Annotated in this window: 18 protein-coding genes; 4 read left to right on the top strand and 14 right to left on the bottom strand. The window is 73.3% G+C overall.

Annotated elements, in window-relative coordinates; translation table 11 throughout:
* Positions 1 to 41 precede the first annotated feature (41 nt).
* Positions 42 to 530, bottom strand: a complete 489-nt coding sequence (locus ACSNN9_RS14665) for an N-acetyltransferase family protein (protein ID WP_436673638.1) — start codon at positions 528 to 530, stop codon at positions 42 to 44.
* Between the two features lie 446 nt (positions 531 to 976).
* Between ACSNN9_RS14665 and ACSNN9_RS14660 the strand changes: the two genes are divergently transcribed.
* Both ACSNN9_RS14660 and ACSNN9_RS14655 read left to right on the top strand, forming a co-directional pair.
* Complete coding sequence (locus tag ACSNN9_RS14660) at positions 977 to 1744, top strand: RluA family pseudouridine synthase (RefSeq protein WP_436673636.1); 768 nt, start codon at positions 977 to 979, stop codon at positions 1742 to 1744.
* 304 nt (positions 1745 to 2048) lie between these two features.
* Entirely contained in the window at positions 2049 to 2999 is a 951-nt protein-coding gene (locus tag ACSNN9_RS14655) for an alpha/beta fold hydrolase (RefSeq protein WP_436673635.1), read from the top strand.
* Here ACSNN9_RS14655 and fxsT read toward each other — a convergent pair.
* From fxsT to ACSNN9_RS14590, 13 genes are all read right to left on the bottom strand, one after another.
* Positions 2993 to 6898 (bottom strand): FxSxx-COOH system tetratricopeptide repeat protein, encoded by a 3906-nt coding sequence (fxsT, locus tag ACSNN9_RS14650; protein ID WP_436673633.1) that lies wholly within the window; start codon positions 6896 to 6898, stop codon positions 2993 to 2995. The genes ACSNN9_RS14655 and fxsT overlap by 7 nt on opposite strands.
* Positions 6895 to 8106, bottom strand: a complete 1212-nt coding sequence (locus ACSNN9_RS14645) for a TIR-like protein FxsC (protein WP_436673631.1) — start codon at positions 8104 to 8106, stop codon at positions 6895 to 6897. The genes fxsT and ACSNN9_RS14645 overlap by 4 nt, the downstream gene beginning before the upstream one ends.
* The gene (locus ACSNN9_RS14640) at positions 8093 to 8773 is read right to left on the bottom strand and encodes a TIR-like protein FxsC (RefSeq protein ID WP_436673629.1); all 681 of its coding nucleotides are present in this window, start codon (positions 8771 to 8773) and stop codon (positions 8093 to 8095) included. The genes ACSNN9_RS14645 and ACSNN9_RS14640 overlap by 14 nt, the downstream gene beginning before the upstream one ends.
* A gap of 77 nt (positions 8774 to 8850) precedes the next feature.
* Entirely contained in the window at positions 8851 to 9654 is an 804-nt protein-coding gene (locus tag ACSNN9_RS14635; protein WP_436673627.1) for an aminoglycoside N(3)-acetyltransferase, read from the bottom strand.
* Complete coding sequence (locus ACSNN9_RS14630; protein WP_436673659.1) at positions 9645 to 11972, bottom strand: FxsB family cyclophane-forming radical SAM/SPASM peptide maturase; 2328 nt, start codon at positions 11970 to 11972, stop codon at positions 9645 to 9647. Before ACSNN9_RS14630 ends, ACSNN9_RS14635 begins: the two co-directional genes overlap by 10 nt.
* Positions 11973 to 12214: 242 nt before the next feature.
* A complete protein-coding gene (locus tag ACSNN9_RS14625; protein ID WP_436673626.1) occupies positions 12215 to 13117 on the bottom strand; it encodes a DUF4231 domain-containing protein in 903 nt (300 codons plus the stop codon).
* A gap of 68 nt (positions 13118 to 13185) precedes the next feature.
* Positions 13186 to 13632 carry a SitI3 family protein gene (locus ACSNN9_RS14620; protein WP_436673625.1) on the bottom strand — a complete coding sequence of 149 codons (447 nt, stop codon included), beginning with the start codon at positions 13630 to 13632 and terminating at the stop codon, positions 13186 to 13188.
* Positions 13633 to 13646: 14 nt separating this feature from the next.
* Positions 13647 to 14069 carry a hypothetical protein gene (locus tag ACSNN9_RS14615; protein WP_436673658.1) on the bottom strand — a complete coding sequence of 141 codons (423 nt, stop codon included), beginning with the start codon at positions 14067 to 14069 and terminating at the stop codon, positions 13647 to 13649.
* 137 nt (positions 14070 to 14206) lie between these two features.
* A complete protein-coding gene (locus tag ACSNN9_RS14610) occupies positions 14207 to 14734 on the bottom strand; it encodes a DUF6244 family protein (protein WP_436673623.1) in 528 nt (175 codons plus the stop codon).
* A gap of 146 nt (positions 14735 to 14880) precedes the next feature.
* On the bottom strand, positions 14881 to 15396 hold the full coding sequence (locus tag ACSNN9_RS14605) for a DUF6098 family protein (protein ID WP_358086456.1): 516 nt from the start codon (positions 15394 to 15396) through the stop codon (positions 14881 to 14883).
* Between the two features lie 86 nt (positions 15397 to 15482).
* Entirely contained in the window at positions 15483 to 16541 is a 1059-nt protein-coding gene (gene trpS, locus ACSNN9_RS14600; RefSeq protein WP_436673622.1) for a tryptophan--tRNA ligase, read from the bottom strand.
* Positions 16542 to 16628: 87 nt separating this feature from the next.
* Positions 16629 to 16805 (bottom strand): hypothetical protein, encoded by a 177-nt coding sequence (locus ACSNN9_RS14595; protein ID WP_357874714.1) that lies wholly within the window; start codon positions 16803 to 16805, stop codon positions 16629 to 16631.
* Positions 16806 to 16845: 40 nt separating this feature from the next.
* Positions 16846 to 17295, bottom strand: coding sequence for a PRC-barrel domain-containing protein (locus ACSNN9_RS14590; protein ID WP_436673620.1), 450 nt, complete (start codon positions 17293 to 17295; stop codon positions 16846 to 16848).
* A 289-nt stretch (positions 17296 to 17584) separates the two neighbouring features.
* Between ACSNN9_RS14590 and ACSNN9_RS14585 the strand changes: the two genes are divergently transcribed.
* Both ACSNN9_RS14585 and ACSNN9_RS14580 read left to right on the top strand, forming a co-directional pair.
* The gene (locus ACSNN9_RS14585) at positions 17585 to 18052 is read left to right on the top strand and encodes a hypothetical protein (protein WP_436673618.1); all 468 of its coding nucleotides are present in this window, start codon (positions 17585 to 17587) and stop codon (positions 18050 to 18052) included.
* Between the two features lie 186 nt (positions 18053 to 18238).
* Positions 18239 to 18502 (top strand): SCO4848 family membrane protein, encoded by a 264-nt coding sequence (locus ACSNN9_RS14580; protein ID WP_436673616.1) that lies wholly within the window; start codon positions 18239 to 18241, stop codon positions 18500 to 18502.
* The last annotated feature ends 873 nt before the right edge of the window (positions 18503 to 19375 follow it).

Below are 19375 nucleotides of genomic sequence, written 5' to 3'. Positions count from 1 at the left end.
TGACCGGGCCGGGGTCGGGGCGGAGCCCCCGGCCCCGGCCGTCACCGCAGCCGCTGGTACATGACGTGCAGTCCGACGAGGCCGTCCTGAGGGTGGTCGAACGCCTCGGGGACCGTGCCGATCACGTCGAAACCGAGGGAACGCCACAGGTGCACGGCCGGGTGGTTCGACTCGACCACCGCGTTGAACTGGATGCCGTGGAATCCCTCGGCGCGGCACCAGTCGAGCGTGTACCGACCGAGTGCCCGGCCCACACCCCTGCCCTGGTGCGCGGGATCGACCAGGAAGGACGCCGTGGCCACGTGCGAACCCCGTCCGGGCCGGTTGGGGCCCATCTTGGCCGAGCCGACGACGACGTCGCCGTCCACCGCGACGACGGTCCTGCCCGGGGGCTGCTCCATCCACCAGGGCCGGGCCTCTTCGAGGGACTGGTCCGGCGGAAAGGCATACGTCTTCCCCTCCGCCATGATCGCGGCGTAGAAGGGGTAGATGTCCGTCCAGTCCTGCTCGGTGGCGACCCTGATGATCATCACCTCAGGTTACGGGGCCGGCCGCTCGCCGGCACCCGCACGCCGCGATGCTCTCCGTGCCGCCCCCATCACGCTGTCGCCGTTCGAACGGGAATACGGTGGGTCGTGAGCCGGTCGCGGAACCGTCCTTCGCCAGCGAAGGCGCGCCGAGCCGATGCCCTGCTCCCGGGCGCGTGAGCGGCTGACGGAGGCGGGCGGGTTCTTCCTGTCCACCGTCCGGCCGGACGGCAGGCCGCACGCCGTGCGGTCTCCCGCCCGCCCACGGCGTGGTCCGGAGCGCCGACGCGACGCCACTCGACGCCGGGGGCCCGCAGTCGTCGGGTTGGTATCCTTCGCCCTGCCGGCCCACCTGGCCGGTGCGACCCCCGCTCCGCGCGTCACCGCTGCCCCGGGCGCGGCCGTCGGCGACCCGGAGCAGCTCAGGACAGTCGAGAGCCGAGGCGATGATGACCACCTTCAGTTGGTCGGAACTTCGGCGCGAGCCCGTCCACGAGGACGACCACCTGCTCGTGCTCGACAAGCCGCCGGGCATCTCCGTGATGGGCGAGCGGCACACCGAGTCCCTGACCGACCTGGCCGCCGCCGCCGGGGAGCCGGTGCACTGGGTGCACCGCATCGACAAGGTCACCTCGGGGCTGCTGCTGCTGGCCAGGACGCCGTCGGCGCACGCGTCGCTGACCCGGCAGTTCGCCAGCCGGGGCGCCGACAAGCGCTATCTGGCCTGGGTCGAGGGGGCGCGGCTGCCCGAGCGCGGCACCATCGACCTGCCGCTGCGGCCGGGCCGCAAGGGGACCATCCGGATCGCGGGAGAGCGTGACGCCATCCGCTACGACGCCGACCGCCGCCGCTTCGCGCTGCCGGAGTCGGCCGTCGACCGGTCCAAGCCCTCCTACGAGTCGCGTACCGACTTCGCCACGGCGCTGGTCAGCGGCGACCGTACGCTGCTGGTGCTCAAGCCGGTCACCGGTCGGCGCCACCAGATCCGCGTCCACCTGGCGTGGCTCGGCTTCCCGATCGTCGGCGACCCGCTCTTCCACCGTGGGCAGGCGGACCAGCGGACGTACCTGCACTCCTGGGGCTGCGAGATCACCTGCGACTGGCGGGACGAGCCGCGCACCCGGTTCTGGGCCGCGCCCGGCGAGGAGTTCCTCGACGTCTTCGCCGACGGCCGGAAGCCCCTGCTCGACGACGCCCTGGAGGCGCTGGCCGCCTGACCGGCGCGGAACGCCGGACCCGCGGTGGCCGGCCGAGGTCCGCCCCGGGCCGCCGTCGCCGGGCCGGACCGGCCCGGTGCGGACCCGCCACCGGCGTCCCGGTCGAAGGGGTCGCCGGAAGTTCCAGCCGACGTGGACCGTAGGTGTCGTTTCCGACAGATCCGGCCCGTTGTTCCCGCTCGGCATAGCGGCGCGGCGGGCCCGACCATTAGGCTCGATTGCTGAGTGGAGCCGTCAGACATCGTCTCTACTCGATGCCGGGTTGCGAGTATTGGCTGGTTGCGGCACCGAAGGGCAGGACGGAGTGACCCGAGACGGCGAGCCAGGGGCCGACTTCGCCGAACGCGAGGACAGCAGACGCGTGGCGTACGAGGTGACCGGCGCGCCCGACGGCTTCCCCGTCTTCCTGCTCCACGGCACACCCGGCAGCCGCCGTGGCCCGAAGCCCCGCGGCATCGTCCTCTACCGCATGGGCGTCCGGCTGATCGCCTACGACCGGCCCGGCTACGGCGACTCCGACCGGCGCGAGGACCGTGACGTCGCCGACGCCGCCCGCGACGTGGAGGCGATCGCCGACCACCTGGGCGTGGAGAAGTTCGCCGTCGTCGGGCGCTCCGGCGGCGGCCCGCACGCCCTCGCCTGCGCGGCCGACGCCCGGCTGCGCGGCCGGGTGACCCGGGTGGCGGTGCTGGTCAGTCTCGCCCCGTGGAACGCCATCGAGCTGGACTGGGTCGGCGGCATGAACACCGGCAACGTGCGCGGGTTCGGCGTCGGCAGCCCCGACACCGCGGCCGTGGTCGAGGAGATCCGCCGGCGCGCCGAGCGGGCCGCCGCCGACCCGCGGCTGCTCCTGGCGGACCTGAGGACGGAGATGAGCACCGCGGACCGCCGGGCGGTCAACGACCCCGCGCTGCGCCGGCTCATCACCGACACCTACGCGGAGGCGCTCCGCTCCGGGCCGTACGGGTGGATCGACGACGTGCTGGCGTTCCGCCGCCCGTGGGCGTTCGACCTCCGGGCGATCGACACCTCGGCGACGCCGGTGCGGCTGTGGCACGGCGCCGACGACAACTTCGCCCCGGTCAGCCACGGCCGCTGGCTGGCCGCGCAGATCCCCGGCGCCGAGATGGAGGTCCGCCCCGGGGCGGCGCACTTCGACGCGGTCGAGGAGCTGCCGCGCATCCTGCGCTGGCTCGTCGACCCCGACGCGGCGCTCGACGCCACCCTGCTGATCGGCGCCCGGCCCGGTCAGTAGGGGTGCGGGTCGAGCACCCGGCGCACGTACCGCCCGTCGCGCAGCACCACGACGCTGGGGTGGTGCTGCCCGATCCGGTTGGCGAGCCGGTCGGCGATCCGCATCCGGCCGATGCTCACCCGCCCACCGGACAACGCCTGCTGGGCGGTCTCCAGGTTGCCCCGGCTGCGCAGCGTGTCCGGGTGTTCGGCTCCGAGCACCTCGGTGAGCTGCGCGACCACGGCCCGCAGCCGGTCGCGTCCCTTCTCCGGTTCCCCGGCGAGGATGGTGAAGACCGCGACGTTGTTGGCCGCCGCCATGGCGAACGGGTGCCGGTCGCCGAGCGTGGTGAGCATCGTCCGCGTCGTCGCCTCGGTGAGCGACCGACCGGTGCCCGTGTCGCCGGCGTCCCACAGGGCCACGCCCAGGTTGATCCGGCAGACCAGCGTGTACGGGTGTTCGGCGCCGAACACCCGGACGAACATCTGCTCCACCTCGCCCAGCTCCGTCAGGGCCTGCGCGCCCTGCCCCTGCAACATCAGGTTCGCCGTCCGGCTGAGCCAGCTGAACAGGGTGTCCGGGCTGGCCGGCCCGAGGGTGGCCAGCAGCCGCTGGTAGGTCTCGTCGAGCAGTAGGGCCGCCTCGGCGATCTCCCCGGTGCTGCGCAGCGACGCGGCCAGGTTGGCCTGCGCGGTGAGCAGGTCGCGGGAGTGCTCGCCGAAGAGGCTCTGGTAACCCGTCACCGCCTCCCGCAACAGCGCCACGGAACCCTCGTAGTCGCCGGTCTCCCGCAGGTCGCGGGCGAGGTTGTTGGCCGACGCCAGGGTGTTCGGGTGCTCCGGGCCGAGGACGACCCGCAGCCGGCGGTAGGTGGCCTCGTCGCCGTCGAGGGCCTTGTCGAACATCCCCATCAGCCGGTAGGACGCGGCCAGGTTGTTCGCCGCGGTCAGGGTGCGCCGGTGGTCCTCGCCGAAGACGTCGACCGACGCGGCGTACGTCCGCAGGTCGCGCTCCAGCGCCTCCCGGTAGCGGCCGAGGGTACGCAGGTCCGCCCCGTAGCCACCGGCGGTCATCAGCGTGTGCGGGTGGCTGTCGCCGATCAGCTCCTCCTGCTGGCGCAGGGTGTCCTCGTCCAGCCGGTGGGCCTCCTCGAACCGGCCGAGGCTGCGCAGCACGTTCGCCCAGTTGAACCGCAGGTGCAGCAGTTGGACGCGCAGCCTGCGGTGCTCCGGCCCGTCCGGCGCCAACTCCGCCAGCAGCGCCGACCAGACGGCCTCGGTCTCCCGCGCGTACCGCTCGCCCTGCTCGTAGCCGCCGTTGACGTAGATGTAGCGGACCCGGTCGATGACCAGTTGCCGGACGTTGTCGTCCCGGCAGGAGATCGCGTCGGAGCCGTCGAGGTGCGGCCAGAGCATCCGGAACCGCTGCCGGTTCGCCGGGTCCTCCACCTCGCCCGGCGGTCGCGACCCGGCGAGGATGCGGTGCACCTCGTGCTTCGCCGTGACCAGTTCGTCGTCGGACATCCGGGCGCGCAGGGCCGTCTGCAACAGCCGGTGCACCTGCACCCGGTGGGCGTGCGGGTCGAGCTTGATCAGCGCGAGCTTGTTCATCCGCTGCACCAGCGCCGCCGCGATGTCGCGTTCCGACACCCGGTCGGCGACCCGGGCGGCGACCACCGGATCGTGCGGGGCGATGACCTGGGCCACCTCGTCGTTGTAGAGCAGGTCGAGGGAGATCTCCGGGGCGAGCACCGACGCGAGCTGGAGCAGCCGGTACGCCCCCGGCGAGCCCTCCCTGAGCCGTTGCAGCGGGAGGTCCCAGACCTCCGTCTCCAGCCCGGTGCGGCGCAGCCCGGCCAGGTACTCGTCGACCGGCGTCCGGGTGTCGGCCAGCCACGCCCCGACCGTGGCGACGAAGATCGGCACGTTCTCCACGGCGTCGGCGACCTGCTCGGCCTCGGCGACGCTCATCAGGTGCTCGCCCAGGCGGGCGCGCAGGTGCGCCACGCTCTCACCCCGCTCGAACGCCTCCACGTCCACCGCCCGCGCCAGGTCGCCCCAGTCCGGATTGCGGGTGGTGACCAGCACGTGGCCGTTGCCCTGCGGCAGGTAGGGCCGGACGTCCTCGTACTGGTCGGCGTTGTCGAAGATGAGCAGCCAGTGCGGCGGCGGGCTGCCGTCGGCGCGGCGTTCGGTCTGCCCCAGCCGCTGCCGCAGGGCGCGGTTGGTCTCCGGGATCGTCGTCTGGCTCGGCAGGCCCAGCTCCTCGCTGAGCTCCGTCATGATCACGTCGACGAACTGGGGCGGGTCGGCGGCGACCCACCAGATGATGTCGTACGCGCCCCGGAACCGGTGCGCGTACTCGATGGCGAGCTGCGTCTTGCCGAGACCGGGGCCGCCCCGCAGCGCGACCGGGGTGCCGCCGCCGCCCGACGCCTTCAGCTCCTCGCGGAGCCGGCGCAGCAGGTCCTCGCGCCCGGTGAAGCGGGCGTTGCGGGCGGGCGCGTTGAAGACCGTCGCGCGTACGCCCGGGAAGCGGGCGGGACGCAGGCCGGCCGCGCCCACCGTGCGCCCCACCAGCTTCAGCAGGTGGTTCGCCGCGTCCTCGGCGGTGAGGTCGTGCACGGCCGTCCAGCTGCCGACCGGGACGTCCGGCACGGGCGGGGTGTCGTCGACGTGCACGGCCAGCCAGCTCGGCGCGCCCCGGTCGGTCTCGGGGCGGGCGCGCCGGGCCGCCAGGTAGGCCCGGGAGACCAGCCGGACCTCGCGGAAGGCCGCGCCCGTCGGCTCGGGCGCCGGCCCGTCCAGGGCGGCGGTGACCACCCGCAGGTCGGCCGAGTTCAACACGGCCTGCGCCCACTCCGCCCAGACCTGGTCCTCGGGCACGTGCCGCAGCACGATCAGCTCGTCCACGACCGTCGGCTTGCGCTCGAAGCGCTGCACCGTCCGGCGGCGCAACTGGTCGTCCATCCGGGGCAGCCCGGTGATCCTGCCGTTGGTGATGTGGCTGGTCAAGGTCTCGTACGCGGACAGCAGCGTGGTCCGGCCGCCCGGTTCGTCGCCGAACGTCGCCAGCGTCTCCTCGTAGGCGTAGTACGCGCGGTAGGGCACCTCGACGGTCAGCCAGTAGGCCTGCCGCTCGCTGTCGGTCATGCCCCCCGGCAGGCCGGCGAACCGCTGCATGGCCAACGACCGGCCGGCGTCGCGCTTGCCCTTCTCCCCGTCGTCGACCCGCATCGGCACGGGCAGCACCCGCCGCGCCCGCCGCCCCTCGTAGTCGCGCACCCGGGCGGCCACCGCGGCGGCCCCGTCGATGCCCTGGTCGCTGAGGGTGAAGCAGTCGACCAGGACGTCGGGCAGGTGGATGGTGCAGATCTCGGCGACGTCGCTGATCCCGGTGCGGCTGTCGATCAGGGCGTAGTCGTAGTGCCGCTTCATGTCCTCGCGCAGCGCGTCGAAGAACTGCGCGCCGCCGAGCCGGTTGTAGAAGTTGTCCCAGTTGAGGCCCGTCACGCTGGTGGCGTAGTCGGGGTTGTGTCGGCCGGCCAGCAGCAGGTCGAGGCTGCCGCCGCCGGGGAACTCCCAACCCACCGAGAACGCGTACCGGTGGACCCGGGCGTACTCCCGGTGCCAGTCGCCGGGTCGGGGCCCGGCGTCGGCCTCCTCGCGCCGGCGGGCGTTCTCCCACTCGTAGTCCAGGATCAGGTCCATCACGCCCCCGGTGGTGGCGACCTGCTCCTGGTCGAGGAACGGGGCGTAGAACCGGTGCAGGCCGGGAGACTCCAGGTCCCAGTCGGCGACGAGCACCCGCTGGCCGTTCGCGGCGAGGATCCACGCGGTGTTGGCCAGCGCCATGGTGCGGCCCGTACCGCCCTTGTAGGAGTAGAAGGTGACGACCTGGCCCTCGCGCGATGGCGTCATCGCTCGTCCTTCCCTCGCGTCGTGTCGAACGGCCGCACCGGCGGCAGGCCCGGACCGGTGCCCGGCGGGCCGTCGGACGGCCGGGACGGCCGCAGGCTCGGCTTCGGGGTGGCCGGGCCGTCGGGCGGGTCCACCGGACCGTGCCGGAGGAACTGCTTGCGGGCCTCGGTCACCAGCAGCGGCGCGCAACGCTCGAACTCCTCGATCGCGCGCGCCGGCAGGACCCGGGGGAATCCGGCGTCCTGCAACGTACCGGCGATGGACTCGGGCGCCGACTCGCCACGCTCGTGGTCGGCGGCGATGACCAACGGGACGACCCAGCGGGGCAGGCCGGCAAGCGCGGCCCGGGCGGCGGCGGCGCCGGTCGCGGCGTCCACCAGCACGACGGTGGGGCTCTCCGGCGCCAGGGCGCGGGCCGCCGGCAGGTCGACGACCCGGGTGGGCAGGCCGAGCCGCTCGGCGGTCGCGGCGACGTAGTCGGCCACCGCCAGCTCGTGCTGCCCGGCGTACGGCCGCCACCGCGCGTGGTCGGTGAGGGTGGTGACCACCAGCGCCGGGCCGCCGCCGTCGGTCACCGGGTGGCTGGACAACGTCGCCGCCCGGGACCGGGCCAGCGGCTGCGTCTCGGTCACCGTGACGATCCGCGCCGCCAGCGCCGCGAGGACGCTCTCGTACTGCCGGCGGTAGGCGCTGAGCTTGCAGAGGGCGCGCAGACCGTTCTCGGCGTAGTCGGCCCGGTCGTCGGCGTCGGGGACCAGGTCGAGGGCCTGCGTCGTCTCCGGCCGGTCGCCCCAGGACGGCAGCGGCAGCCACAGCACCGGCAACAGGTGCCGCTCGGCCCGCGCCGGGGCGAGCCGGGTGAGGCGGCTGCGGAAGGACTCGCGTTCCCCCAGCGCCCACGCGTTGCGGAAGTAGTTCGGCGAGTGCAGCGGCACGAAGACGTGGGCGAGGCTGAGCGCCTCGGTGAGCGTCTGCCTGAGGTCGGCCCCGGGGCTGACCTGGCCGTCGAAGAAGCCGGCGTCGAGGTCGCCGCTCCTCGTGGCGCCGCGCCGTACGGCCGCGGCCAGGTCGTGGAAGAACCGGCTGACCCAGTAGTCGGTGTCCGGCCGGGACGCGGCCGACAGCGGCACCGAGTGCGCGTAGCTGAGGAAGAAGTAGGTCTCCCGGCGGGGGACGGCGCGGACCTCCGGGAGGTCAGACCACGTCATGTCCGACCTCCTCGAACGTCTCGCGCAACTGCCGCACGTCGGTCGGGACGTCCGCCCGCACCCAGTGCGTCTGGTAGGCCCGGGCGATGCGCTGCGCCAGCCGCCAGACCACGGCGTCGTAGGCGTCCTTGCCGTTCTTGCCGAGGCTGAGCAGGCCGTAGATGCCCTCGTCGTGGTACTGCGGGGCGATGTCCGAGGGCAGCCGGGTCGGGGTGAACATCTGCCGCCGCGACACGACCACCGGCACCTGTCGGCGCTCCACCACCGACCAGTTGACCGGGATGACCGGCGTCTCGCCGGCCGACGGCCCGGCGCCCGGCCGGCGCAGGACCTGCCGCCGGGTGAACGCGTCCCACTCCTTCGCGCACCAGGGGCTCTTCAGGTAGTGCGGCGAGATCAACGGGATGAAGACCTGGCAGTGGCCGGCGGCGTAGGCGAGGTCCTCGGTCCACACCTGCCCGCCGTCGAGCATCCGGTCCATGAATCCGGCCGTCCGTCCCGGGCCGAGCCCGAGCAGCTCGACGACGTGGTCGGAGAGGTCGACGAAGAGCTGGAAGACCTTCTGGTTGGTGTCGCGCGGGGGCGCCACCACCTGGTTCTTCGTGCGGGCGTAGCTGAGGAAGAACACGGGGGCGCTCTCGTCCTCCCCGTACGTTTCCTCTGCCACCTACCGCTCCCGACCGGTGCAGCGACTTCCGGCCGTCCACAGTATCGACAGCCGCCAACCCGTCGCTGCCCCGTCCGTCACCGGCGGTGCTCATCCATCCACCCTGTGGCGAAGTCGACGGCCGTGCGGAGGCCCACGAGCCGGCAGTCGGCGCCGCCGACCCGCCCGGCGCGCACCGGCCCGGCGTCCGTCAGGGCCCGGCCGATCAGCGGGAAGTCGGTGTCGTGCAGGTCCGGGGCCCGGAAGTCGCGCCGGACCCGCCGCCCGGCGGCGTCGCGCACGTAGCACCGGTACGCCCGCTCGGCCGGCGGCCGGCGCAGCCGGTACTCGGCCAGGTGGAACGCCGTGCAGGCGGACCAGTCGACGCCGAGCAGCAGCACCACGGCGTCGGCGGCGTAGAGCGCGCCGAGGGGCGAGCGTTCGCCGAGGTGGCAGTCGAGGTCGTGGACGGCGGTTAGCCGGGCCGCGTCGGGGCCGAGGGCGGCGAAGGAGGTCTGCGGGTGCCGGCTCCGCGACGCCCCCGGCTGCCGGCGTACGTGCTCGGCGAAGATCCCCATGCCCTCGGCGGGGCTGCGCTCCGGGTCGAACGGCACGATGGCCGCCTCCGCCGCCGCGACCCCGGCGGCGGTCATGCCGGCGGTCGCCACCCGGAACCGCCGCGACGTGGTGGAGTTGCCGGCTGTCTGCGCCGGTACGACCACCGTGCCCGACCCGCCCAGCACGTCGGACAGGGCGGCCAGCAGCGCGGCGGGACCGCCCGCCACCCGACCGACGCGGGACAGGGCGCAGTGCACCAGCACGTTGGCCCCCGGCGGCAGGCCCAGCGCGCGCAGGTCCGCCGTCAGCGTGCCCCGCCGGAGCAGGCCGGCGGTCACGGCCATCCGTCCACCGTGGCGCGCATCCCCCGGACGAACCGCTCACCGGCGGGGGTCAGGGCGCCGAGGTCGAGCAGGGCGTCGAGGGCCCCGTCGGTCCAGGCCCGGTAGCGGCGGAAGTGGCCCTCGGCGGCCGGCCCGGGGCGGCGGCGCCACACGTCGGCGACCGCCAGGTGGGCGTAGACGCCGTGCAGCACGCCCTCCACCGGCCGCGGGTCGTCCCGCCACGGCACGCGCAGCGTCCGGCTGTCGGCGCGGTCGAACAGGTCGCAGACGTCCAGCACCCCGCCGAGCTTGAGGTGCTGCACCTCGTGCACCAGCAGCACGGCGAGGGCGGCGTCGTCGGATACGGGGGTCACGGCCACCGCGCCGAAGGCGGTGCCGGCGGCGGCGCTGCGGAACCTGCCGGTCGGCTCCGCGCCCAGCGGTACGACGGCCCGCAGCAGGGTGCGGACCCCCGCCGCGTAGCCGGTGGCCTCGGCGTCGATCCGGCGCACCGCCCGCTCCAGCTGCCGCGTCCACCGCAGCGCGGCGGCGCCCGACAGCCGCGGTTGCACCGGCAGGTCGTAGCAGTCCCGGTGCGGGTCGGTGTCCTCCAGCAGCAGCCGGCCCCCGTCGAGCCCGACGGAACGCACCGGCAGCCAGCCGTCCGGCCCGTCCTCCCGGGCCGGGTCGCCTGCCCGGCCCGCGTCGGGGGTGACCCGCCGGCCGGCGAGCCGGACGTCCCCGTCGTCGGTGACGAGTCGGACGACGCCCCGTTCGACCCCGACGGCGAGCGCGCCGAGCGTCGGCAGGCTGACCAGCCCGTCGCGCACCGGAACGGGCAGGTCGGCACGGACCCGGGCGCGGACGGCGGCGGCAGCCGCCACACAGGCCAGGTGGGACAGCTCGGCCGCCCCGTCCCGGCACCGCCGGGCCCAGCGGCGCACGAACGGGTGGGCCAGCACGGCGCGGACGGCGTCGGGGTGCGCGTCGTCCAGCTGGACCAGCAGCCGCCACCCGTCGGCCGCGACCGGGTCGCCCGCGGCCCGCTCGCTGAGCGCGACCAGCAGGGCGCGCACCAGCGCCAGGTGGACGGCGGCGAGCTGCTCCGCCGAGCCCGCCGTGCCCGGGCCGGAGGCGAGGTCGTCGAGGACGCGCGGGCTGAGCGAGTCGGTCGGACGGGTGGGCTCGTCGGCGACCGGGGCCGCCGTCACCACCCGGACGAGTCTCAGCAGGTCCGGGCAGTAGACGGACGGGTTGTCGAAGCCGTTGCCGGCGCGGTAGCGGTGGGCGTAGAGCCCGCCGCCGCAGTGCCCGACCACCGGGCAGGCGCGGCAGGTCGCGCAGAGCCCGGCGAGACCGGTCTGCCGTACGGCGATCGCCGGGTGGGCCGCGGCGTCGTCGACCCGGTGGCGGAAGACGTCCAGGCCGGTGGCGGCGGCGCCGTCGAAGGCGGACTTGAGCGAGTCGACCTGCTCGAAGGTGCCGTCGGTCTCGACGACGACGAGGTCGGCCGGGCCGAGCCCGACCGCCTCGCTGTGGCTGCCGTGCCCGGACGCGGTGGAGAGCAGGGACTCCAGCAGGCGGATCGGCACCGGGCGCCCGTCGGCCAACCAGCGCCGGTGGACGGCCAGCAGCCAGTCGGCGTACGGCGTGGCGAGGCCGTCGGGCCGGGCGGGCGGGTTGTCCCAGTTGGCGTGCGGCAGCAGGAAGTCGATGTGCGGCGGCTCCTCGGCCAGCAGCGCCTCGTACACCCGGATCGGGTCGTTGGCGAGGTCGACGGTGCAGAGGATGCCCGCGTAGCTGGCGCGGTACGCGGGGCTGCGCAGCAGCGACAGCGCCCGCAGCACCTGGTGGTGGCTGCTCGATCCGTTGGCGTGGCGGCGGTGCCGGTCGTTGGCGGCCCGGTCGCCGTCGAGCGAGATCCCCACCTTGACGTCGTGGGCGACCAGCACGTCGCAGGTCGCCGGAGTGAGCAGCACACCGTTGGACTGCATCCGCAGGTCGAGCCGGGCCACCGGGCCGATGACGCTCCGCAGGCTGGCCGCGGTGGCGCCGAGCCGGGCGGCGCCGGCTAGCAGTGGCTCACCGCCGTGCAGGACCACCCGCACGACGTCGAGCCGGTGCGCCGCCGCGTGCTCCGCGATCCGCTCCGCGACGGCTTGGACGGTGGCGGGGTCCATCACCCGGGGCTGGCGCCGCCAGGACTGGTCGGGGTGTTCGTAGACGTAGCAGTGGTCGCAGGCGAGGTCGCAGCGGCTGACCAGCTTGAGCACGTACTGCGTCAGCGGGGCGACGGTCGGCCCGGCCGGCTCAGATCGCAGAGATGAAGGCCGCGACATCGACACGGGCCGGGCGATCCTCCCTGCGGCTGGTCACGCGGGCGACGGACCGGGCCCGGTCGAGCGGGATCCGGCCGAGCGGGGTGCGCCGGAGGTCGTCCAGTGGCGGCGGGGTCGGATCGGGCTGGCGTACGGTGCGATCCACGTCGGTTCCCCCATGTCTGTCGGGAGTGGACGGACGGCCGCCCACGTCGACGGTCAAACGGCACTATCGACGATGCTATATGCCACAACCTGTGATGTCACGGCTGCGCAGCGCCATCCTGCTCGATCATCTTCGCCATCCAGCCCTCGTTGGAGAGCGAGATGATCCGCTCCGCCTCGGCGACGAACGCGTCGTCGTCGGCCCAGCCCAGCCCGGCCTCGCGGGCCGTGCGCAGCCGGGCCAGCTGGTCGGCGGTGCGGGCGTACTCGATCTGGTGGTGCTCGTACTGCTGGGCGGAGCCGTAGCCGACCAGCGCCGTGGTCACGGCCGCCGCGACACCGATCCAGGCGGTCAGCCCGAGGCTGTCGCCGAGCACCCCGACCGTCGCGGAGACCAGGGCGGCGGCGACCGTGAGCCCCGTCGCGGCGTACCGGATCCGCCTCGCGGCGTGCGCCATCCGGCGGGCCGCCGGCAGGTAGTAGCCGTCGATCTGCCGCTGCATCCGTTCCGTCACGTACGTGGCCACGTCGGAGACCGGCGGCAGCGGCCGGGCGGCCGGTGACGCGTCCAGGGTGCGGCCGACCAGGTCGCCGGCGTCGTCCATGAGCGCGTCGAGCCGGCCGAGCAGGACGGCGTCCCGGTCCGCACCCCGGAACGGGGCGACCCCGGCGAGGTAACGGTAGGTGTCCGCCTTGAGCGCCTCGGAGACCGAGCGGAGCCGGGTCCACGCGTGCACCGCGTCCCGGGAGGACCACCGGGCCGCCAGCGGCACCACGAGCAGCGCCGCCGCCGCGACGATCGCGAGCGCCCGGCCCGCGCCGGGGTGGGCCCGCCCGAGCTGGTTGGCGAGGGTGCCGCACACGGCGGCGCCCACGGTGAGCGCGGCGACGCCCAGGCGCGCGCGGGTGATCGCGCGCTTCGCCTCGCCGGACGCCCGCGACCAGGCCGCCTGCCGCTGCCAGACCGTCGCGACCGCCGCCGGGACATCGAAGCTCACCACGATGTGAATGGTAGGACGGCCGCGCACGTGCGGACGGGACCCGAGATGCGGACCCGCCGGCCGGCGGGTCAGTGGGGCAGGAAGCTGTCGTACGCCTCGTCGTACCAGTCGGCCTCGTTGTGCCGGCGGATCGCGCCGTCGACCCGGGTCAGCATCAGCCAGTTGTCGTTGAGCACCAGCGCCGCGTCCTCGGGCCGGTCGCCCAGCACCCGGCCCACGGTCCGCAGCATGTGCGGCCTGCCCTTGTCCATCAGCGTGTCCTTCTGCATGTGGAAGCCGACGTCGACGTAGGTCTTCGGCTCCCACGCCCAGACGGCCCCGTCCGCCTCCGCCTCGTAGTAGCCGTGGCTGCCCGACGTGATGCTGACGACGAACCCGCACTCCTCGTTGAGATCGGCGCTAAGTAGGCGGTTTCCGGCCGGCGTCGGTGTCTCGGCGGCACCTGGCGCGACGAGTTCGGCCACCAGCTCCAGCGGGATGTCGCCGCCGAGCGTCAGTCGATAGGTGAGGGACATCTTCTTAACCTTCCTCAGTCCCGCCGGACGATCTGGACGACCGTGCCGTTCCGTGTGACCGCCACCAGCTCCTTCAACGCCGGTACCGGCCAGTCGTCGAACTGCTTCTGCAGGGCGGCGAGGTCTCCGCGCCAGTCATGAAGGTTCAGGATCACACGCTGCGTCTGGGCGTCCGTGATCTTCCTCTTGACCGCGCTCCCGACGGCCCGGACCGAAGTGGTGGGAGCGGGAGCGTAGCAATCGAAGACATGCCCTTCGACCAGGTAATCCGGCGATTTTTTCGGATCGACGATGTCGCCGGTGTTCAGCTGCGCATCCACGATCTCCTGCCGTGTCGGGTTCTGGTGCACCCGGTAGCCCTTGTAGGCGATCTTGTCGGCGGTCTCGTTCTCCAGTTCCAGGCTGCGGCGTTCCGTCGGTCTCTCCTTGGCCGGGATTCGGGTACGTGGTCCGGTCGGTGCGCCGCCGGAGGTGCCGGTGGCCGGCCTGGTCCAGGGCGCATGGCCGTGCGTAGGGTCCTCGTGCCCGGGGTCGTGGTCGGCGGTGTCCGCTGAGGAAACGGTGGGGGCGGCGGTCAGTTTCCCGCCGACCCCAACTGCCGGGCTTCGGCGATTGCCGTCTCGACCGCCTGCCGAGCGGTGGCGGTGCGCTGGACGACCAGCGTCAGGACCTGCGTGATCTGCTCCAGGGACTGTACGAGGGGTCCCGGTTGGCCGCCGTGCAGGACCATGGTGACGATTTGTCGTGTCTCGCGGAGCTGGGCGATGGTGGCGGCAGCGGTGTCGCGGATGCCGTCGACGGCGTTCTGCACGGGCGTCAGGCCGGTGACCGTCTCGTGCGGGCTGGCCTCCTGCGGGACGGCCGCGGTCGCCCTCGTCGCCTCGCCGATCGTCGTGGCGAGGCTGCCCAGGCCGCCCCGGACGGCCGAGATGCCGTCGCGTACCCGCGTCACGCCCGCCGCCACGGCGGCGAAGCCGGCGGCGGCGGCGCGCAGGGCCACTTCCTGCGCCTGGTTGTCGGCGGCGGACGCCAGCGCCTGCGCCCTCTCGACGCCGGTCGTCAACGCGCGCAGTTCCCCGGTGATCTTCTCGATGTGCGACACGCGGCCGACTCCCCCGATCGACGACGGTGAGGTGCTCGAAGCTGCAACCTAGCGACATGTGCCCCGGGCCGCCAGGCCGTTGGGGCCGGGCCGCGGCGGGCGGGGTCGGTCACCCCACCCTGGCTGGTCACCCCGTCGTGGGCGGATCAGTCGGCCCGGTGCAGCGGCCCCCACTCGGTCGACGCCTGCGCCTCGACCACGCGGTCCGCCTCCCGCAGCGCCCGCTCCGACACCCACGCGACCGGCCGGTGGCACCGCACCAACGGCTCGTTGTCCGGTCCCCGGCCGCGCTGCTCGCCGACGAGCACCCAGGGCCGTACGCCCGGGCCGCGTAGCCGGCGCAGGTGGCAGTAGTCGTAGAGCCGCCGCGCCACCCACAGCCGCAGTGGCCGATCGCCCCACCACGACTCGACCGCGAGCGGATTCGCGGAGAGGCCGGGCAGGTCGATGCCGGTCAGCGCGTCCTTGCTGGACTGCTCGGACCCGTGCTCGCCGGACAGGTCCACGCCGGGACCGCGGGACCACCGGATGTACAACTGCTCACCGGGGGGCGCATTCCGCAGCAGGTCGACGAGCTGATCGAGCTCGTCGACGACCGGCATCACCGCCTCGTACCGGACCACGCCCATGGTGTTCCAGTTGCCCCGCCCGGAGCCACTCATTCATCCCGTCGCGATCTCGCCCGCGAGATCCGGCCCGGTGCCGGAGCAACCCCCGGTCCCGGGCCGGACGCCGGTCGTACGACCGCTCAGGCCGGCGTGGCCGTGGCCTTGCGGTGCCGCTCGGCCCGGCGGCGCACCTGCGTGTACGCGGCGGTCAGCCCCATGGCCCGGCGGACCTCGACGAGCGTCTGCCGGACCTCGCGGCGGGTCCGTTCCGTGCCCTCGAAGATCAGCTGGTCGACCAGCCCGGGCTCGGCCTCGATCCGGGCCCGGCGCTCCCGGATCGGGTCCAGGAACCGGTCGAGCGCGACGGCCAGTTTCTCCTTCACCTCCACGTCGCCGACCCGCCCGGCCCGGTAGCGCTCCTTCAGGTCGTCGACCTGCGCCCGATCGGGGTTGAAGACGTCGTGGTACGCGAAGACCGGGTTTCCCTCGACGGTGCCGGGCACGTCGGCGCGGATCCGGTTCGGGTCGGTGTACATGCCCATCACCGCGCGGCGGACCGTCGCCGAGTCGGCGGAGAGCGCGATCGCGTTGCCCAGGCTCTTGCTCATCTTGGCCCGGCCGTCCGTGCCGACCAGGGTCGGCGTCTCGGACGCGATCGTCTCGGGCACGGGGAACACCTCGCCGTAGAGGTGGTTGAACCGCCGGGCGATCTCCCGCGTCACCTCCACGTGCGCCGCATTGTCCTTGCCGACCGGCACGACCTGCCCCTTCACGCAGAGGATGTCTGCGGCCTGGAGCACCGGATACCCGAGCAGGCCGTAGGGCATCTCCTCCTTGCCGGCGTCGCGGGCCATGTCCTTGAGCGAGGGCACGCGCTCCAGCCGGGGCACCGTGACCAGGTTCTGGAAGAGGGTGTTCAGGTCGCCGACCTCCGGGATGGCCGACTGGAGGTAGAAGGTGGCACGCTCCGGGTCGACGCCGGCGGCCAGGATGTCGGTGACCATCTCCCGGGCGTTGACCGCGACCCGCTCGATGTCCTCGCGGGTATTCCGGGTGGTGAGCATGTGCAGGTCGGCGATGATGAAGAAGCTCTCGTGGCGCCGGTGCAGCCGCACCCGGTTGGCGATGCTGCCGACGTAGTGGCCGAGGTGCAGCCGCCCGGTGGGACGGTCTCCGGTGAGCATCCGTGGAACGGACATGGTGGTATGCCTTTCGTGCCTGGTGGACGAGGTGTGCGCGGGCGCGCGCCGACCGGGGGTGTCACCCCGGGATCGGTCAGGGTCGGCTCAGCGAGCCGAACGCCATCGCGCGCCGTCGCGGAACCGCAGTCCACCGGCACGAAGTACGTCGATCATCCGCTCGCGGCCGTCGCCCGAGCGGGTGGGAGAGGTGGTCACGACGCCGAGCGGGAGGCCGTCGACCGGATCGACGACCTCCGGCGCGTAGCTGATCGGCCGGACCATGCCCTTACGTTAGCCGGTCCGGCCGTGTCCGCGCCCGCCCTCAGCCCTGCCGGTACGTCTCCCGGTAGTAGTCGCCGATCCGGTCCCGGTAGCCGGGCTCGCCGTACGCGTCGGGCTCGAAGGCCGGCGACTCCTTGACCTGCTCGCGGGTGCGGTCCACGTGCACCGTGCGGTCCAGGTGGTCCACCCGCGTCACGGTGCCGGCCGGCAACAGGACCTTGTGGCCGAAGATCCACGGTCCGGTGTCCACCACCAGCCAGCGGGCGTCCGTGTCGTCGCTGGCCTCGTCGACCGAGCCGATCCGCCCGTCGGTGGCCTCCACCCGGTAGCCGACCAGGTCGAGCGGGGTGCCGGGGCCGGGGGCGTCCGGTCCGTCGCCGCCGGGCGCCGGCCCGTCCGGCGGGGCGGAGTCGGGGCTGGCCCCGGAGTATCCGCCAGCGAGTGCGGACGGATCGCGCCAAGCCCAGGGATTGAACGTCGACGGCTGCACGGGTCACCTCCGATGACGGTATGTGCCGGTCCCGGAAGGCAGTGCCCCGCCCGCCCCGTCGGGAAACAACATGGCAATTTCCGGTTCGCTGAAATGTCTCGGTGCGAAGTACGTCATAGTCGTCGGCTGTCGATGGATGGCGGGGCTGCGCCGCAGGTGGGAGCGGTGGCACCTGGGCGAACGCACACTTGACGGCAATGCGGGGTGTCCACCCGGCACATTCGTTCCGTCCCCCCGAGCCGACCATTCTGATCCCGCATCTGTCGCAGCGAGAAAAAGGGGGACACGGATGTACCGCACCATTCGTCGGATCGGGATCGTGCTCGCCGTCGCGCTCGGACTGGTCGCCGGGACAGGCGCCGCCGGGCAGGCCGCCGTCGTCAATCCGGTCACGCCGCAGTCGCTCTGCGGGCTCGGCTACACGGTCCTGGACCAGGACCCGATCCGGCACGCGGAGACCGGCGCCCCGCTCGGCACGGTGTACCTGATGTACCACCCGATGCTCGGCTACGGCTGCACGGTCACCGTCAAGTCCGCCTACGTGGGCGCGCTGACCCGCACCCAGGTCTACCTCGCCGCCCAGTACCTGCCCACCCAGACCGACGACGGCGACAAGCTGTGGGCGGCCGGGCCGACCCGGGCGTACGTCAGGGGCGGTTGCATCATCTGGGGCGGGTTCATGGCCGACCTGAGCGGCACGATCCACCGCCACGACCGGGCGAACCCCGCGATCGGTGGCATCGGCACCTGCTTCTGACGGAGCGGCCAGGGAGGCCCGTGACCTTGCGGGTCTCCCCGTTCCGGGCCACGCGCCCGGACCCGCCCGCGGCGGTGCCCGGATGGCGGGGCGGGGATCCGGATGCCGCACAGGCCCCTTGACCTGCGTCTCGGGCGCGCCGGCGGCCGACCGTCCCGCCCGGCCGCCCTGGCATACTCGGCAGCCATGGTGCTGTCGCGAGGCTGGTCGATCTTCCTCACCGGGGTCGGAATCTGGACCTGGGTGATCTGGCCGAGGTTCGCGGTCGCGATCTGGAAGGACCCGCGGTCCTGGTCCACCGGCACGGTCGGCGACCTCCCGGCCACCGGCTTCCTCTGGATCCACGCATTGCTGATCGCGGCGTCCCTGCTCATCGGCACCACCGTCGGTGTGCTCGGCGTCCGAGCGTGGCGGGCGGCCGGCCGGCGCGCCGACGGCCAGGCGCCCTGACCGCCCCACCGGGCGCGTCACGTCCGCGCGGAATACCGGCGGCCCCCAGCGCGCTGACACCTTGGTCGGCGGATCGCCCCACCGTCTGGGGCAGGCGTCGCGCCTGGCAACACTGCGGCGGTACGGCGGCCGCGCTCCCCGGGCCGGAGGCTGAGCTGCGGAGCGGGAAGCGCCGCACCTGCGCTGAACAGGCAAGATAGCGGGCCGGGAATGATGTGACCGGGGACGCTACCCCCGGATTTGACGTTCAAACCCGCAGACGCGTAACTTTCTCTCTGCCAGCGCGGAACGGGGCAAACAGGGGCGAAAGTCCTGAGGCCCCGAACCGGACTGGCCCCGGGTCGGGCAGGGTCGACACCCTGGACGACACGGCCCCGGGCGGGGCGCGCCGGATCAGCCGCGAGGCGGATTTGGCGCAGCGGAGCCGACCGGGTAAGGTTCACGGCCGGCAGGGAACCGGGCGAGCTCGCGGGAAACCGCAGAGCGGCCGGTCTGCCAAATCCGATGATCAACCGTAGCGGTCCGCCGCTGCGCGCGCCCGTCGGAGCCAACCCGTACGAAGCACGACAGACCGGGACAAACGGTTTGACACGGCGGAGACGGTGAGGTAACGTAGTAAAAGTGCCCGGCGCGAGAGCGGCGGGGACGCGAACGAAATGCCCCGGGTCGGGGGCTCCACGGTGTGGGGTTTCCGGGCGGTGTGTGGTTGTTCTTTGAGAACTCAACAGGGTGCTTGATAAGCCAGTGCCAAATTGATTTATACCCCGGGTTGGCAAGCCATTCATGGTTTGTTGGCTTGGATTCCTTTGGCAACACTTTTTGTTGTCGGGACAGTTTTTCAACAAGTTTTTGTTGGAGAGTTTGATCCTGGCT

The sequence above is a fragment of the Micromonospora sp. URMC 107 genome (assembly GCF_051386315.1).
Taxonomy (GTDB): Bacteria; Actinomycetota; Actinomycetes; order Mycobacteriales; family Micromonosporaceae; genus Micromonospora.
Note: the sequence above shows the minus strand (reverse complement) of the source record. Positions and strands in the feature narration are given on the sequence as shown.

Bases quoted from the DNA above. Each gene is read 5' to 3' on its own strand.
- ACSNN9_RS14580 (WP_436673616.1), top strand. From the start codon at position 18,239: ATGGTGCTGTCGCGAGGCTGGTCGATCTTCCTCACCGGGGTCGGAATC.
- ACSNN9_RS14635 (WP_436673627.1), bottom strand. From the start codon at position 9,654: ATGGCCGTGACCGCCGGCCTGCTCCGGCGGGGCACGCTGACGGCGGAC.
- ACSNN9_RS14620 (WP_436673625.1), bottom strand. From the start codon at position 13,632: ATGTCCCTCACCTATCGACTGACGCTCGGCGGCGACATCCCGCTGGAG.
- ACSNN9_RS14660 (WP_436673636.1), top strand. From the start codon at position 977: ATGACCACCTTCAGTTGGTCGGAACTTCGGCGCGAGCCCGTCCACGAG.
- ACSNN9_RS14665 (WP_436673638.1), bottom strand. From the start codon at position 530: ATGATCATCAGGGTCGCCACCGAGCAGGACTGGACGGACATCTACCCC.
- ACSNN9_RS14645 (WP_436673631.1), bottom strand. From the start codon at position 8,106: ATGACGTGGTCTGACCTCCCGGAGGTCCGCGCCGTCCCCCGCCGGGAG.
- ACSNN9_RS14630 (WP_436673659.1), bottom strand. From the start codon at position 11,972: ATGTCGCGGCCTTCATCTCTGCGATCTGAGCCGGCCGGGCCGACCGTC.
- ACSNN9_RS14585 (WP_436673618.1), top strand. From the start codon at position 17,585: ATGTACCGCACCATTCGTCGGATCGGGATCGTGCTCGCCGTCGCGCTC.
- ACSNN9_RS14605 (WP_358086456.1), bottom strand. From the start codon at position 15,396: ATGAGTGGCTCCGGGCGGGGCAACTGGAACACCATGGGCGTGGTCCGG.
- fxsT (WP_436673633.1), bottom strand. From the start codon at position 6,898: ATGACGCCATCGCGCGAGGGCCAGGTCGTCACCTTCTACTCCTACAAG.
- ACSNN9_RS14595 (WP_357874714.1), bottom strand. From the start codon at position 16,805: ATGGTCCGGCCGATCAGCTACGCGCCGGAGGTCGTCGATCCGGTCGAC.
- trpS (WP_436673622.1), bottom strand. From the start codon at position 16,541: ATGTCCGTTCCACGGATGCTCACCGGAGACCGTCCCACCGGGCGGCTG.